This window comes from Bradyrhizobium arachidis (assembly GCF_024758505.1).
GTDB classification, from domain to species: Bacteria; Pseudomonadota; Alphaproteobacteria; order Rhizobiales; family Xanthobacteraceae; genus Bradyrhizobium; species Bradyrhizobium manausense_C.
This window is the reverse complement of sequence record NZ_CP077970.1, coordinates 2,816,161-2,829,753: the sequence shown is the minus strand read 5'-3', so window position 1 is coordinate 2,829,753 and position 13,593 is coordinate 2,816,161. Positions and strand designations below refer to the sequence as shown.

Annotated in this window: 15 protein-coding genes; 6 read left to right on the top strand and 9 right to left on the bottom strand. The window is 61.4% G+C overall.

The window, feature by feature from the left end; all coding sequences use genetic code 11:
- Positions 1–11 precede the first annotated feature (11 nt).
- Genes KUF59_RS12570 through KUF59_RS12545 form a run of 6 tightly spaced genes read right to left on the bottom strand, consistent with a single transcriptional unit; the run spans position 12 to position 4,754 of the window.
- Positions 12–866: a shikimate dehydrogenase gene (locus KUF59_RS12570; RefSeq protein ID WP_249140166.1), complete on the bottom strand. Its 855-nt coding sequence runs from the start codon at positions 864–866 to the stop codon at positions 12–14.
- Between the two features lie 15 nt (positions 867–881).
- Positions 882–1,709 (bottom strand): shikimate dehydrogenase, encoded by an 828-nt coding sequence (aroE, locus tag KUF59_RS12565; RefSeq protein ID WP_212457129.1) that lies wholly within the window; start codon positions 1,707–1,709, stop codon positions 882–884.
- 3 nt (positions 1,710–1,712) lie between these two features.
- Positions 1,713–2,939, bottom strand: a complete 1,227-nt coding sequence (locus tag KUF59_RS12560) for a CaiB/BaiF CoA transferase family protein (protein WP_212457130.1) — start codon at positions 2,937–2,939, stop codon at positions 1,713–1,715.
- Positions 2,936–3,406 carry a MaoC family dehydratase gene (locus KUF59_RS12555; RefSeq protein WP_212457131.1) on the bottom strand — a complete coding sequence of 157 codons (471 nt, stop codon included), beginning with the start codon at positions 3,404–3,406 and terminating at the stop codon, positions 2,936–2,938. Before KUF59_RS12555 ends, KUF59_RS12560 begins: the two co-directional genes overlap by 4 nt.
- A 12-nt stretch (positions 3,407–3,418) precedes the next feature.
- Positions 3,419–3,805 carry a VOC family protein gene (locus KUF59_RS12550; protein WP_212457132.1) on the bottom strand — a complete coding sequence of 129 codons (387 nt, stop codon included), beginning with the start codon at positions 3,803–3,805 and terminating at the stop codon, positions 3,419–3,421.
- A gap of 4 nt (positions 3,806–3,809) precedes the next feature.
- A complete protein-coding gene (locus KUF59_RS12545) occupies positions 3,810–4,754 on the bottom strand; it encodes a ketopantoate reductase family protein (protein ID WP_212457133.1) in 945 nt (314 codons plus the stop codon).
- A 103-nt stretch (positions 4,755–4,857) separates the two neighbouring features.
- Here KUF59_RS12545 and KUF59_RS12540 point away from each other — a divergent pair, with 103 nt between their 5' ends.
- Positions 4,858–5,838: a LysR family transcriptional regulator gene (locus KUF59_RS12540; RefSeq protein ID WP_212457134.1), complete on the top strand. Its 981-nt coding sequence runs from the start codon at positions 4,858–4,860 to the stop codon at positions 5,836–5,838.
- Positions 5,839–5,965: 127 nt separating this feature from the next.
- Here the strand turns inward: KUF59_RS12540 and KUF59_RS12535 are convergent, their stop codons facing one another.
- Complete coding sequence (locus tag KUF59_RS12535; RefSeq protein ID WP_212457135.1) at positions 5,966–6,670, bottom strand: Crp/Fnr family transcriptional regulator; 705 nt, start codon at positions 6,668–6,670, stop codon at positions 5,966–5,968.
- 179 nt (positions 6,671–6,849) lie between these two features.
- Between KUF59_RS12535 and KUF59_RS12530 the strand changes: the two genes are divergently transcribed.
- On the top strand, positions 6,850–7,665 hold the full coding sequence (locus KUF59_RS12530; RefSeq protein ID WP_212457136.1) for an esterase/lipase family protein: 816 nt from the start codon (positions 6,850–6,852) through the stop codon (positions 7,663–7,665).
- A gap of 97 nt (positions 7,666–7,762) precedes the next feature.
- Here the strand turns inward: KUF59_RS12530 and KUF59_RS12525 are convergent, their stop codons facing one another.
- Both KUF59_RS12525 and KUF59_RS12520 read right to left on the bottom strand, forming a co-directional pair.
- Positions 7,763–8,059, bottom strand: a complete 297-nt coding sequence (locus tag KUF59_RS12525) for a putative quinol monooxygenase (protein WP_258770005.1) — start codon at positions 8,057–8,059, stop codon at positions 7,763–7,765.
- A 43-nt stretch (positions 8,060–8,102) separates the two neighbouring features.
- Positions 8,103–9,434, bottom strand: a complete 1,332-nt coding sequence (locus tag KUF59_RS12520) for an MFS transporter (protein ID WP_212457137.1) — start codon at positions 9,432–9,434, stop codon at positions 8,103–8,105.
- A gap of 204 nt (positions 9,435–9,638) precedes the next feature.
- Between KUF59_RS12520 and KUF59_RS12515 the strand changes: the two genes are divergently transcribed.
- The 4 genes from KUF59_RS12515 to KUF59_RS12500 all read left to right on the top strand — a co-directional run bounded on the left by KUF59_RS12515 (position 9,639) and on the right by KUF59_RS12500 (position 13,575).
- Positions 9,639–11,348, top strand: coding sequence for a long-chain-fatty-acid--CoA ligase (locus tag KUF59_RS12515; protein ID WP_258769510.1), 1,710 nt, complete (start codon positions 9,639–9,641; stop codon positions 11,346–11,348).
- A gap of 144 nt (positions 11,349–11,492) precedes the next feature.
- On the top strand, positions 11,493–12,230 hold the full coding sequence (locus KUF59_RS12510; RefSeq protein WP_258769509.1) for an SDR family NAD(P)-dependent oxidoreductase: 738 nt from the start codon (positions 11,493–11,495) through the stop codon (positions 12,228–12,230).
- A complete protein-coding gene (locus KUF59_RS12505) occupies positions 12,227–13,081 on the top strand; it encodes an SDR family NAD(P)-dependent oxidoreductase (RefSeq protein WP_258769508.1) in 855 nt (284 codons plus the stop codon). Before KUF59_RS12510 ends, KUF59_RS12505 begins: the two co-directional genes overlap by 4 nt.
- Positions 13,078–13,575 carry a nuclear transport factor 2 family protein gene (locus KUF59_RS12500; RefSeq protein ID WP_212457140.1) on the top strand — a complete coding sequence of 166 codons (498 nt, stop codon included), beginning with the start codon at positions 13,078–13,080 and terminating at the stop codon, positions 13,573–13,575. The genes KUF59_RS12505 and KUF59_RS12500 overlap by 4 nt, the downstream gene beginning before the upstream one ends.
- The last annotated feature ends 18 nt before the right edge of the window (positions 13,576–13,593 follow it).

Below are 13,593 nucleotides of genomic sequence, written 5' to 3'. Positions count from 1 at the left end.
TCGGCCTGACGTCACCCTCCCAGGGATGCAAAAGTGGCGAAGAAGACGTCCGGATCAGGTGAGATGCCCGTGAACAGGCGGAACGCTTCGGTGCCCTGGAAGATCGCCATGCCGCCGCCATCGACGGTGCGGCAGCCGAGGGCACGTGCCGCGCGCAGCAGCGCGGTTTCGAGCGGGAAGTAGACGATCTCGGCGACCCACAGATCGGGACGCAGCAAGGCTGTCGGCAGCGGCGTGCCTGGATATCTGTCCATGCCGATCGGTGTCGCGTTTACGATTCCCTGGGCGGTAGCCACGGCCGCGGCCGCGTCCTGGCCGACCTTCACACGTGTCTCTGCGAACCGAGGCGACAAACTATCGACCACGCTCTGTGCCTTGGCCACATCGACGTCAATAATCGTCAAGTCCTGCACGCCGAGCTTCATGAGTGCGAAAGCGACCGCCGCACCTGCGCCGCCCGCCCCGAATTGGACGACGCGACCGAGCGGGGCACCTTGCATGTTGCGGCGAAAGTTCTCGGCGAAGCCGAACCAATCGGTGTTGTGGCCGGTCATTCGACCGTCCCTGATGACCACGGTGTTCACGGCGCCAAGCGCCTCCGCGTCAGGCGAAAGCTTGTCCAAGAGGGGCAGGATCGCCTGCTTGCAGGGATGGGTCACGTTCAACCCATCGAAGCCCATCCGCCTTGCTGCCGTCAGCAATTCCGGCAACGCCTCCACACCGAGCTTCAGCTCCGTCAGATCGATCTTCTTGTAGAGATAGCGGATGCCGGCGGCGTCAGCGGCTGCTTCGTGCATGGGCGGCGTGCGCGACGCAGCGATGCCGTTGCCGATCAGGCCGACGAGAAAGCTGGACTTCGGATGCATGTTCGGCATCGCCCGTCAGCTCAAGGGGACGGTCAGCTCGGCGATGACCTGAGCCGTGCTCGGTCGAACACCGCGCCACCAGGCAAAAGCTTCGGCCGCCTGCTCGACCAGCATGCCGACGCCATCGGCAAGCTTGGCCGCGCCTTCGGCGCGGGCCGCTCGCAGAAAGGGGGTCAGCCCTTTGCCGTAGGCGAGTTCGTACGCCAGCTCCGCACCACGGAAGACATTGCCCGGAAGCGGCGGCCTCTCACCGCGCAGGCTGGCCGACGTCGCGTTGACGACGACGTCATAGCCTTCGGCAAGATCGGCCAGCTCGGCGTAGCCGCTGACGATCAGGGGGCCGCAGCCGGCAAACTCTTCCGCCAATGCGACCGCCTTCGACAGCGTTCGATTGACGAGAACCAGCTCGGAAGGCTCCTGGCGCAGGAACGGCAGCAGCGCGCCACGTGCAGCCCCGCCAGCCCCGAGCATCAGAACGCGCCGGCCCGCCATTTTCACGCCGAGATTAACAGTGATGTCACGCACGAGGCCAATCCCGTCGAAATTCTCGGCAATGATCCGATCGCCGTCGAACTTCAGGCAGTTAGCGGCGCCTGCCCGGTCGGCGCTCTCGGAAAGCTCGTTTGCGTAGGCGAAGGCATCGAGCTTGAACGGGGCGGTGATGTTCAGCCCCTTGGCGCCCTCTGTCCGGAATTGATCAACCCGTTCGTTGAAACCATGGAGTGGTCCCTCGATCGCCTCATAGACAAGGTCCTGTCCCGTCATCTTGGCGAAAGTGCCATGGATGAGCGGTGATTTGCTGAAGCCGATCGGATTGCCAATCACCGCATAACGATCGCTCATGGCTTACTCCTGCACTGCGGCTTCGTTGTACAGCACGCCGTCTCGCACCATCGCATCGACGGCCTCAGCAGACAGTCCCAGCGACTCTGCAATGCGGCGATTGTCCTGGCCGAGCAGTGGCGCCGGAGTACGCACCGTGGTGTCGCAGTTGGAGAAGCGGAAAGGCAGGTTCGGCAACGTCACTTTGCCGAGCACAGGATGCTCCTGCTCGACCAGCATGCCGCGCGCATGGATCTGCGGATCCTTCACGACCTCTTCGATGGTTTGCACGGGAGCGGACGGCACACCTGCTTCATCGAGCGCGGCAAGACAAGCATTCCGGGACGGCTGCGACAGCGTCCAGTTGCGCACGATCTCCATGGCTTCGGCATAATGGGCGTTCCGCGCCGCAGGCGTGGTGAAGCGTTCGTCGGATGACAAGCTGCTTCCCCCAATCAGCGTCGCCAATCGCCGCCACGCATCATCGACTTGCGCAGCGATGACAAGATTGCCGTCCTTGGCTGGAAAAACCCCGTAAACGGTCGAGTCCGGCTGTCCGCTGCCGGTCTGCTTCGGCAGGTCGGCACCGCCGGAGAGGAAGTAACGCTGAACCGCATAGTCGTGCATCGAGACCATGCAGTCGTACAGCGCCAGATCGATGTGCTGACCGCGCCCGGACGATCCGCGGCCAACGAGAGCCGCATTGATGGCCGCAACGCCATGAATGCCGGTATACATGTCGGCCAGTGGCATGCGCAGCAGCGGCGGCGCTTCGCCGGGAGTGCCCAACTGTGCCAAGGCGCCCGACATCGCCTCTGCGATCAGGCCAAAACCCGGACGGTCAGCATAGGGACCGGTGTGGCCATAGGCAGAGACCGAACAGTAGATCAGTTTGGGATTGCGCGCCGACAGCGCCTTGTAACCGAGCCCGAGTCGCTCGAGTGCGCCGGGGCGATAGTTCTCGATGAAGACATCGGCCGTGTCGACCAGCTTCATCATCATGTCGAGACCACGTTCGTCGCGCAGATCGATGCACAGGCCCAGCTTGCCCATGTTCTGCTGCAGGAAATAGCCGGATTGGCCGTCCTTGAAATAGCCGTGGGCGCGGCCCGCATCGCCTTGCTTCGGACGCTCCACCTTGATGACGTCCGCGCCCATCGCCGCGAGGCAGCGGCCCATGAACGGGCCTGCCAGGAAATGGCTGTAGTCGATGACGCGAACGCCGTTGAGCGGCAGATCCTGCGCGGTCATGCGTGCTCTCCTGCGGCACTGCTCTTTGGGCGCATTGGAATCATCAGCCGGTGCTCACCGAGCTGCACCACTTCACCGCGTTGATTGATCAGCTCCGAGGGCAGCACCACGATGCCCCACCCTTCCCGTTTCGTGGAGCGCATCGAGCCGACACGAAACTTCACATGCACGGTGTCGCCGAGCTTGATCGGCAACTTGAAATCCCAGGTCCAGCCCAGCGACATTCCCGGAAGGAAGCGGTAGTCGGCACGGGTCTTCAAGCCGTCGGCCAACGACAGACCAAACAACCCGTGCGCGACACGCGTGCCGAAGGGAGTGGTCCTGGCGTATTCCTCGTCGACGTGGACCGGCGTAAAATCACCCGTCAGTTCGGCATAGGCATTCACCATCGCTTCGGTGACCGTCACTGCGGGGGTGACGCATTCGTCACCGACCTTGGCATCGTCCCAGTAGCGCTCGTCGATCATGTCGCGTCGTCCTTAGGCCCGTGGATTGATCGCCAGCGCCGCTTCCACGGCGCCTGCGCTCGCTTGCAAGATTTCGACGTTCAGCCCGCCCGGCAGCTCGAGCCAGTTCGGCCCCGCAGGCAGCGCCTTGGCGCCCCAGGCGGCGGCTCGGGCGAGCACGCCTTCGTAATCGTCGACCATGATGCCGAGATGGGCGAGACGCCCCTCCGGTCCGACGAAGTTCGGGTCCTCGATGAGTTGCACGCTTCCGAGCACCCACACCTGGCGCGGCCGCGGGCCATCGGCAGGTTGCTCGTCGCGAATGGCAAGACCGAGCACCTCACGAAAGAAGTCGACGTGACGATCAACGTCCGGCACACGGATCGCGACGTGTTCGACATAGGCGCGGGGCAACGACATCGCCTCAGGCCTTTCCCGGATAGTCGCTGCGGGCGTATTCGAGCCCTTTGACCAGCGCGACGAGGGTCGAGTTGACGGGGGTCGGCACGCTGAGCTTGGCGCCCCAACGCACGACGGAGCCGTGGATGTAATCGACCTCTGTCAGGCTGCCGGACTGCAAGCTCTGCAACATCGACGTCTTGAATTCGGGAGGGAGTCCAGCGGACGCCATCGTCCATGCACGGCGCGGATCGGCAATCGAGATCTTCACGCCGGCAGCTCTCGCGACGGCGATGCCCTCTGAAATCGCGGCCAGCGCGCACTCCTCCAGGATGGGGAGCGAATAGAGGCCACCATAAGTCAGGCCGGTAATGGCGGTAACGCCGCCACCGGCAACGTTGATAAAGAGCTTGTCCCACATCGTACCTAGGATGTTGTCGCTGAGCAGCGTGAGGATCCCGGCGCGGTTGAAAGTCTCGGAGATGCGCTGGGCGCGTTCCGTTAAGCGTCCATCGAGCTCGCCGATGATGGTTTCCTTGCCGACGACCCCGGAGCGAACATGACCGGGGCCAAGAAGCACGCCGCCGACGTAGGTCTTGCCCGCCATGACGCGGTCACGACCAACTTCCTCCGACAGGATGTCCTCATGGCCAAGACCATTTTGAAGCGACATCACGACCGTATGCGATCCGATGATCGGCGCTGCCGCCCGGATGGCCTCACGCGTGTGGTAGGATTTGACGAGGACGATGACGAGGTCAGCCTCGACGCCGACTTGGGCCGCGGACGTGCAGGCGGTGACCTTCACGACAGTTTCGGCGCTACCTTCGAGCATGCGAAGCCCGGCGGCGTTGATTGCGTCAACATGGGCCTGGAACGGATCAATCAGCCAGACCTGGGCTCCCCCGCGCGCCAGCGTGCCGCCGATGGTCGAGCCTAAGGCCCCCGCTCCGATAAAGCAGATCCTCATCCGAACGCTTCTCCCAGCGCCTTTCCCGGCGTTGGTCGCGTGGTAGCAGGCTGCTCGACATTACGATATGCTATGAACCTTATAGCCGTTATTGTGATTTGCAATGAACGCCCAAGACCACACCGAGACGAAACTGCTGGAGCCGCGCCTGCTCAGGCTCTTCGACGCATTGTTCACCACGGGCAGCGTCACCAAGGCGGCCGAGAAGCTCGGCCAGAGTCAGCCGACCATTTCGATCTGGCTGGCACGCCTGCGAAAGGAACTGGACGATCCACTCTTCATCCGCTCAGCACAGGGAATGCTGCCGACGCCGCGCGCCGAGGCTCTCATCGGCGCGGCCAGACAAGCGTTGGAGATGCTGCGTCGTCTGGCGGAGCTTCGCTCCGAGTTTGATCCGGCGACTGCCAAGCGCCGCTTCACTATTTGCATGACGGACGCGAGCCACATCACGCTCCTACCGGCCATCCTCGCCCACGTTCGTCGTGTTGCTCCGGGCATCCGCATTCAGGCGGCACAGATCGGCGGCGATACTCCGCGAATGCTGCAGTCTGGCGAGGCCGATCTGGCGCTCGGCTACATCTCCGATCTCGACGCGGGACACTTCCAGCAGGCGCTGTTTCCGCAGGATTGGGTCTGCCTGGCGAACGCAAACCATGCCCGGATCCGCGACCGCATCAACGCAAAGGATTTCAGGCGGGAGGCGCACGTCCTCATTCGCTCCGGTACCGGACATCAATTGCTCGCGGACGCGCTCCAGGAGCAGCGGATGGTGCTTGACATCGCACTTGAGCTACCGGGCTTTTTGGGATTACCCGCAATCGTCGGGACGACTGACCTGATCGCCACTCTTCCAAGGCACATCGGCGAAACGCTGGCTCATTATTACGGACTGCGTGTGCTCAATTGCCCCCTGCCAATCGCCGGTTTTACCGTGAAGCAATATTGGCATGCCCGCTTCCATCACGACCGGGCAAGCCAATGGTTGCGTGACGTCTGCGGGGAGCTTTTTCAACAGCAGGAAGTGCGGGGTCTACATCGGTCCGGTCAGCCAAAGAAACGAAGGCCACGCGGATTGCCGTCGTAGTCGCACGAGAGCCGTTTGGGACTCGGCCACATTTCCGGAAGCTATTGAAGAACAACGCTTTCGCGGTGGTGGGCGCACCGGGGCTCAACGCCGGGAAGCGCATTGTCCTTTGAAGGTTGATCCGTGCTTAACCGTCTACCGCCTCATTCAAGCTGAGACGCTCAATAGTCTCCAGTTTGTGAATTGTTATAGACGTGTACTTTGCCGTCGCAATTCCATCCTGCTCGAGACTCTTGAGCAGGCGGTTGATCGTTTGGCGGCCGACGCCGATCATCACGGCCAGATCCTCCTGGGACAAGCGCAGATCGATGACCAATCCCTTCTTGGTTTGGCGGCCGTGGCGCTCGGCAAGTCTCGACAACTCCTGCGCGAGCCGGCAAAGCGGGCGGCGATTGCGAACAATGATCAGGTTTTGAATCGAAACGCGCAGGTGATCGCAGACCATACGCACGAAGGCCGAATAGTTATCGTTACTCTCGCCGACGAGCGCCTCAAAACGCTCCTGGCTCAAGTGGAAGAGAACCGTCTTGCCTATGGCGAACGCGTCGTAGCCATAGGGACGCCCGTCAAGGGCAGACGTCACGCCGATCCAAGAACCAGGCGATGTGATCAGAAGAAAGGAGGGATTTCCGGATCGGGAAAAGCTGGTCAAACGCACCTGTCCTGACACGAGAGCAAGTAGTCCGTCCCGGCAATCCGTTGCCGAATAGATCAGGGAACCCTCGACGGTTCGAACGCGGCCGAGGTGCAGAATGCTGTCGGCCAGAGACGGCGGAAGGCCGGCGAACCATTTGTTCTTCCGCAGCACAGCCTTCAGGTCCGCCTTGTTCATTCGTAGCCCATGAGCAAAAAGAGAGAAGCAATTGTCGCTTTCGCGACATTCGTGATCGAGATGTCACTCTAGCGAAAGACGATCGGACGGCAGACACCTCATGACGATACCGGCGCTGTGGCTCACGGGCCGCCCGTCTCGGGCCGCGCGCCTGCCTGTGTTGGCGTCAGGGAGACGGCATGACGACCGGTGCGACCAATCCCGACCGCGGAGTTAGCGGCAGCAGGCCGCCACTCTTCCTCCTTGTCTCCGAGGTCCGAGCGGTCGCCGAACTCACGGCCACGCTCATGACGATGCCAGCGTTGCTCCAAGCACCGCGCGGCGACGGCCACCCGGTGCTTGTCATACCTGGTTTCCTGGCCGGTGACCTCTCGACCCTGCCCCTTCGCCGTTACCTCGCGACGCTGGGCTACAATGTGCATCCCTGGAGGCTCGGACGCAACACGGGTGGCGTCGGGAAAATGGTCTCGGCCGTGCAACTCCAGATCGCCGAGATCAGGCGAGCAACCAATCGCAAAGTAAGCGTCATCGGATGGAGCCTTGGCGGCGTCTACGCACGCCTCGCGGCGCTGGCAAACCCCGACGATGTGCGCTGCGTCATCACGCTGGGCAGTCCGTTTGCGAGGGCAAGGGGCGGCTCGACCAATCTGAGCGAGATCTACAAGCAGGTCGCGGGCGAGTCAGCCGCAACGGCCACCCCGTCCGATCTGGAGGCCCTTGCCGGCGATCTCCCCGTTCCGACGACCGCGATCTACAGCAAGAGCGATGGGATCGTGAACTGGAAAAGCTCCGCGCTGATACCCAATCATCAATCGGAGAACATCGAAATCCTGCTGGGCAGCCATATCGGCCTGGGGGTCAACCCCTCCGTGCTGTGGGCGATTGCGGACCGGCTTGCGCTTCGAGAGGGAGAATTCAAGCCGTTCGATAGAACAGGCCCCTTCCGTCTCAGCTATCCACTTCAAGGACGCGATGGGCAAACCGACACCCCCTAGGTCCCTTTCCGCTCCGGTGGAATCGGAACAAGCTCTAGGTTCTCTCTCTGACGCGTTTTCTCGTGGCGAACCAATTTCCACTTCGCTGGAAAACGCTCTAGAACGATTTTGCCTCGGCTTCATAGATTTCCATGACCGGCGGCTTCGTGCACAGCTTGGCGACTTCTTGCGCAAACGCCCGGGACTCGGATCGTGCAAAATGCGTCTTGAGAGCAGCCGCGTCGCGCCAACGCTCGAAAAACCGCAACCGGAGGGGATCTTCGCAATCGATCTGTACGACGTGCTCAATACAGCCGTCCTCCCCGCGAGACCGGTGCACGTGCTCAAGACTGATCTTCACGAGGCGATCGAAGCTTTCGTTTCGCCCGTCCACGGATCCAACGACGATGATCATCAAGTTGCCCTTTCCTTGTCCGGCCGTCCTGCCGTGGACCCATTCACCGGCCGCGTGGCGAAGCGCTGCGCAGGGTGAGAAGCAAAGTAGCGCCTGACAGCAGGTAAAGGATCATGACCAGAACCATGCTGTAGACCGGACTGCCGGTGCTCGCGGTGATGAAGCCGGTGACCGGTGGGGCCGCCACCGGTCCAAGATTAGCCAGACCTGCGATAAACGCGACGCCGCCGGCAATGCTCGCCTTCGACAGATACTCGGTACAGGTCGTGACGAACAGCGGAGCGGCGGAGACGAATCCGACACCGGCGATGGTAAGGCCGAGCACGGCAAACACGATGTTGCCTTGCGCAAGGAGCATGAACAGCAGCCCGAGGGCGGCCACCGCAACGCATGACGCATAGTGCCACCGTCGTTCGCGATGCCGGTCGGAATGCCGACCGATCAGGACCGTGCCGATCACGCCGGCGAGGTGAGGCAAGGTCGACAGCAACCCAACATGAAACAGATCCGATATGCCCCAGCTCTTGATCATCGACGGAATCGAGAACACCATCGTGTAGGTTGCGCCAAGCAGAAAAATGTCGACCAGGATCAAACCATAGATCTTGGGATCCCTCGCCATCTGCCAGAATCCGCCATGCGAGGAGGTCTCGACGTCTGGATGATCCTGCTCGTGTTGAATCCGCAGCGCGGACTTCTCTTCCGCCGTCAGCCAGAACGCATCCTCAGGTCTATCGTGGAGGTAGAAATAGGCGGCGATGCCCAGAAGGGATGCGGGCACTCCCTGCGAAATGAACAGCCATTGCCAACCATGGAGCCCTTCGAAGCCGTCGAGATACTTTAACGTCGCTCCGCAGAGGGGGCCGGCCAGAAGCGGCGCAATCGCCGTCGCGGACATGAACGTTGCCATCACCTGGCCCCGCTTCGCAGAGGGATACCAATACGTCAGGTAGAGAATGACGCCGGGGAGGAATCCAGCCTCGAAGATGCCGAGCAGGAATCGCGCGACGTAGAATTGAAGGGGCGTCTGGACGAACGCCATCGCCGCGGCCACGATGCCCCAGGCAAACATGATCCGCAGCATCGTTTTGCGGACGCCGATCCGCTCCAGCAGGAGATTGCTGGGGACCTCGAAAATCATGTAGCCGACGAAGAAGATGCCGGCGCCGAGGCCATAGGTAGCGTCACTGAACGGCAGCGTTTGCTTCATCTGGAGCTGCGCGAAGCCGATATTGATGCGGTCCAGGAAGGCGACGACGTAGCACAGCATCAGGAACGGCAGTAGCCGCCAGCCGATCTTGGAAAATAGCCTTACGATCCCGTCTCGCTCGCCACCTGGAGCCGCGACCAGAACATTCGTTGTCTCGGTTGACATGATAGGCGCCCCGCTTCCCCGTTCGGCGACCGATCTGTTGCAGCCGGCCGCTCACCTTGCGGGGGACGCTTACGGGAATTTTGTCGGCTGATTGTCGCGATTGCGACAAAGTCGTTCATGAACTGCGTTTGACATGGCCCAGAGAGTGGAGCGCCCGTGTCAAACCGGGTGCACATGCCACCAAGTGACAGGAGGAGCCGGGGCATGCCAGACTATCCCTGGATAAAATCTTATCCGGATGGAATTCGTTGGGATGCGTCGATTGCAGCGACCCCGGTCCAGCACATCCTCGATGAGGCCGTTGCAAGATGGCCCGATCGGCCGGCGATCAGCTTCATGGACCGCCAACTCACCTATCGCGAACTGGGAGACCTGGTAGCACGCGCCGCCACGGGACTCGAGCACATCGGCGTTCGTCCCGGGATGCACGTCGGCCTCTATCTGCCGAACACGCCGCACATGGTGATCGCCTTTTTTGCCGTTCTCAAGGTTGGGGCTATCGTCGTCAATTATTCCCCGCTCGACGCCGAGCAAGTGGTTGCACACAAGGTCGAGGATAGCGAGACGGATTTCATCATCACGCTCGATCTCCGATCGCTCTATCCGCAAATGGAACGCCTCCTTCATCGCACCCGGCTGAAGGCTCTGGTTATTGGCTCGCTCGCTGAAATGTCGCGGGCTCCAGCCCTGGTGCGGGCCGATATGAAGCAGGCGAAGCAAGTCGTGCCGTTTAAGGAAGACGATCGTCACATTTCGTTCGCGACATTGATCGCAAACGACGGGAAGCACGCTCACCACGAGATTGGCGATCCAACCAAGTCGATTGCCGTTCTTCAGTATACGGGGGGCACGACCGGACTCCCGAAAGGAGCGATGCTGACGCATGCAAACCTGACGGTCGCCTGTCAGCAATATCTGATGCCGACCCAAGGGGCCGCTCGGCTGTTCACTGAGGGGCACGAGCGAACCCTCATCGTGCTTCCGCTATTCCACATCTATGCGCTGACCGGGAATATGCTGTTCTGTCTCAGCATTGGTTGCGAACTCATTCTCCACCTGCGGTTCGATCTCGAACCGGTGCTCAAGGAGATCGCTGCCAAACGGGTAACGATCTTCATGGGCGTACCTACGATGTTTCAGGCGATGCTCACGCAGGCAGGTGCACCGGCCCCCGATCTCGGTTCGATCAAATATTGCGCTTCCGGCGGCGCCCCCCTTCCGGTCGAATTGATCACCGCCTTTCGCGAGCGATATGGCTGCCTGCTTTCGGAAGGCTGGGGCATGACGGAAACGTCCCCGGCCGGCACGTTCAATCCCGTCGGCCGTGTCCCGAAGCCAGGATCTTGCGGAATTCCGCTTCCTGGAATTGAACTGAGAATCATCGATCCGGACGCGCCGGACACGACCGTCCCACTCGGCTCACGCGGTGAACTCTGCATCTCCGGCCCGAACGTCATGCTGGGCTATTGGAAGAGCGAGACGGCAACGGCCGAGGCATACACGAAGGACGGCTTCTTTCGCACCGGGGACATCGCCTACATGGATGAGGACGGTTACGTCTTCATCGTGGACCGGTTGAAGGACATGCTTCTGTGCGGCGGCTACAATGTCTATCCGCGCAACATCGAGGAAGCGATCTACCAGCATCCGGCGATCAAGGAAGTCTGGGTGATCGGGATACCCGACCCGTACCGAGGCCAGTCGCCCAAGGCCTTCGTCGCACTGAAGCCGGACGCATCGCCCATCTCTCTCGACGAGATGAAGGCTTTTCTCAAACCTCTCCTCGGCAAGCACGAGATGATCTCCGAGCTTGAAGTTCGCGAGATGTTGCCCAAGACCCCCGTCGGCAAGCTGTCGAAGAAGGAGCTCGCCGATGACGAGTTCAGGAAGCGACAAGTCGCGCCGCCAAACTGAACGGCGCGACGAGTTGCAGGTACTGGATGGCAAAACTCTGTCCGGGACAATCGAGATGACGCATCTGAAATCCGCATACGAAGGACGAACTCCATGTCACTGACTGCCGAGCACCTTTTCGCCGTTAAAGGCCTGGTCACCATCGTGACCGGCGCCGCCAGCGGACTCGGTCTGGCCATTGCCGAGACGATGGCAGCCAACGGTGCCGACGTCGTGCTGGTGGACCGGAACGAGAAGGAGTTGAAGCGGGTTGGCGAGGAGGTCCTTCCCCGGACAGAGATCGCAGCGGTCGATGTTGCCGATCCAGAAGCCATCCGCCGGCTCATAGACGACGTCGTCGCGCGCAAAGGCAAGCTCGACGTCGTGTTCGCCAATGCCGGAATCAGCGCAGGGCCGGGAATTGTCTCGCCAAAGGGCCACATCGAAAACATCGATCTTGCCGCATGGAACGAGGTTCTCGCCACCAACCAGACCGGCGTATTCACGACGATGCAGGCTGCGGCCCGGCACATGAAGGCGCAGCGCCGGGGCCGGATCGTGGTCACCGCGTCCGTGGGGGGACTGCGCGGAGCTTGGGCCACGGGGTATTCCTATGCGGCTTCGAAAGCGGCGGTCGTGAATCTCGTCAGGCAGGCGGCTCTCGAGCTGGCTCCGTTCGACATTCAGGTCAACGCGATCGCCCCCGGCTTCTTCCGGACGGCACTCGGCGGCGGCCGGCTGCTGGACGAGACGGCAACAAAACCTCTCGAAGCCATGGTTCCCATGAAGCGGATTGCGATGCCGCGCGAGATTGCCGGCGTTAGCCTGCTGCTGGCATCCCCGGCCGCAAGTTACATCACCGGATCGGTCTTCACCGTGGACGGCGGGATCACTGCGGCATGAAGCAGTTCGAGGAAAGGATCGCCGTCGTCACGGGCGCCGGGAGCGGCATTGGCCGCGAATTGGCGGTCGCCTGTGCCGAACGCGGAATGAAACTGATTCTCGCCGACGTCGATGTCGACGGGCTTTCGGCCACGCAAGACCTGATTCCAAGCAACGTTGCCGTGCGCACGAGGCAGTGTGACGTCTCGAGCGTCGAAGCCGTTCAGGATCTCGCCAACTTCGCATTTGGAGAGTTCGGAAACGTTCACCTGCTCTTCAACAATGCAGGCGTCGCAGCGTTGGGCCCGGTCTGGTCCGCAACTCCCGAAGACTGGAAATGGGTGCTTGGCGTCAATCTGCTGGGAGTTGCCTATGGTATTCAAAGCTTCCTACCGCGGATGATGGCGGCGGGTCAGGACGGGCACATCGTCAATACGTCCTCGGGCGCGGGGTTGACCGCTGTAGCGGGGTCGGGAGTGTATTGCGCAAGCAAGCACGCGGTCGTCGCTTTATCCGAGGTCCTCTTGAAGGACCTCGAGAATGCCGGTTCGAAGCTGAAGGTCAACGTCTTGTGCCCATCCCTAGTCAAGACGGCCATCGCCGACTCTGACAGGCATCGGCCCGCGCATCTGGCCTCAGCAAACCCAAACAGTGCGCCGTTCGATCGGCGCGTCAGAGCAGGGATGCAGGCCTCCGCTGTCAGCGCCGCAGACGTTGCCAGGATAACAATGCAAGCCATTTGCGACGACGATTTCTACATCCTTCCGCATCCGGCGGTACGGCTCCGTGTCGAGGAGCGGCTCCGCGATATCATCGGCGATCACCGGCACCACGAGCCAGACAACATCATTACGACAACGGATGGACCATGAGCAATCCAGACACGGATGCGGACTTGCGAGCAAGGATTCAGGCCTTGGAGATTCGGCTTGCCGAACATGACGATCGCGAGGCGATCCGCACGCTCCGCTGCACCTATCACGAATACGTCAACCAAGACCGGGTAGCTGAACTGGCAGATCTTTTCTCCGAAAATGCTACCGTTTCCTATGCCGGCCGACCATCCGTCACCGGCCGAGAGGCGATACGATCCTTCTTCATCAATTTTCCGATCAAGTGGGCGCGCCAGTTCATCCACGCGCATGTCGTCGAAATCGACGGCGACCGCGGCAGAGGCTATAGCCATCTTGACGGGCGGCCTGTCCTTAACGGCAAGAGCATCATGGTCGGCGGGCGCTTTGACGATGAATATGTCAGAGAGAATGGTCGTTGGCTGTTTTCAAAGGTCGTCCTGACCACCTGGTACATGGTTCCGGTCGAGCCGGGCTGGGAAGCCGCTGCCGCTACGAAGCCAGTGCAGACCTGAATCGCAGAGCTCGGGGTT

What these genes read in the sequence shown, in the direction of transcription:
- KUF59_RS12570 (WP_249140166.1), bottom strand. Translation starts at nt 866, where the DNA reads ATGCATCCGAAGTCCAGCTTTCTCGTCGGCCTGATCGGCAACGGCATC.
- aroE (WP_212457129.1), bottom strand. Translation starts at nt 1,709, where the DNA reads ATGAGCGATCGTTATGCGGTGATTGGCAATCCGATCGGCTTCAGCAAA.
- KUF59_RS12560 (WP_212457130.1), bottom strand. Translation starts at nt 2,939, where the DNA reads ATGACCGCGCAGGATCTGCCGCTCAACGGCGTTCGCGTCATCGACTAC.
- KUF59_RS12555 (WP_212457131.1), bottom strand. Translation starts at nt 3,406, where the DNA reads ATGATCGACGAGCGCTACTGGGACGATGCCAAGGTCGGTGACGAATGC.
- KUF59_RS12550 (WP_212457132.1), bottom strand. Translation starts at nt 3,805, where the DNA reads ATGTCGTTGCCCCGCGCCTATGTCGAACACGTCGCGATCCGTGTGCCG.
- KUF59_RS12545 (WP_212457133.1), bottom strand. Translation starts at nt 4,754, where the DNA reads ATGAGGATCTGCTTTATCGGAGCGGGGGCCTTAGGCTCGACCATCGGC.
- KUF59_RS12540 (WP_212457134.1), top strand. Translation starts at nt 4,858, where the DNA reads ATGAACGCCCAAGACCACACCGAGACGAAACTGCTGGAGCCGCGCCTG.
- KUF59_RS12535 (WP_212457135.1), bottom strand. Translation starts at nt 6,670, where the DNA reads ATGAACAAGGCGGACCTGAAGGCTGTGCTGCGGAAGAACAAATGGTTC.
- KUF59_RS12530 (WP_212457136.1), top strand. Translation starts at nt 6,850, where the DNA reads ATGACGACCGGTGCGACCAATCCCGACCGCGGAGTTAGCGGCAGCAGG.
- KUF59_RS12525 (WP_258770005.1), bottom strand. Translation starts at nt 8,059, where the DNA reads ATGATCATCGTCGTTGGATCCGTGGACGGGCGAAACGAAAGCTTCGAT.
- KUF59_RS12520 (WP_212457137.1), bottom strand. Translation starts at nt 9,434, where the DNA reads ATGTCAACCGAGACAACGAATGTTCTGGTCGCGGCTCCAGGTGGCGAG.
- KUF59_RS12515 (WP_258769510.1), top strand. Translation starts at nt 9,639, where the DNA reads ATGCCAGACTATCCCTGGATAAAATCTTATCCGGATGGAATTCGTTGG.
- KUF59_RS12505 (WP_258769508.1), top strand. Translation starts at nt 12,227, where the DNA reads ATGAAGCAGTTCGAGGAAAGGATCGCCGTCGTCACGGGCGCCGGGAGC.
- KUF59_RS12500 (WP_212457140.1), top strand. Translation starts at nt 13,078, where the DNA reads ATGAGCAATCCAGACACGGATGCGGACTTGCGAGCAAGGATTCAGGCC.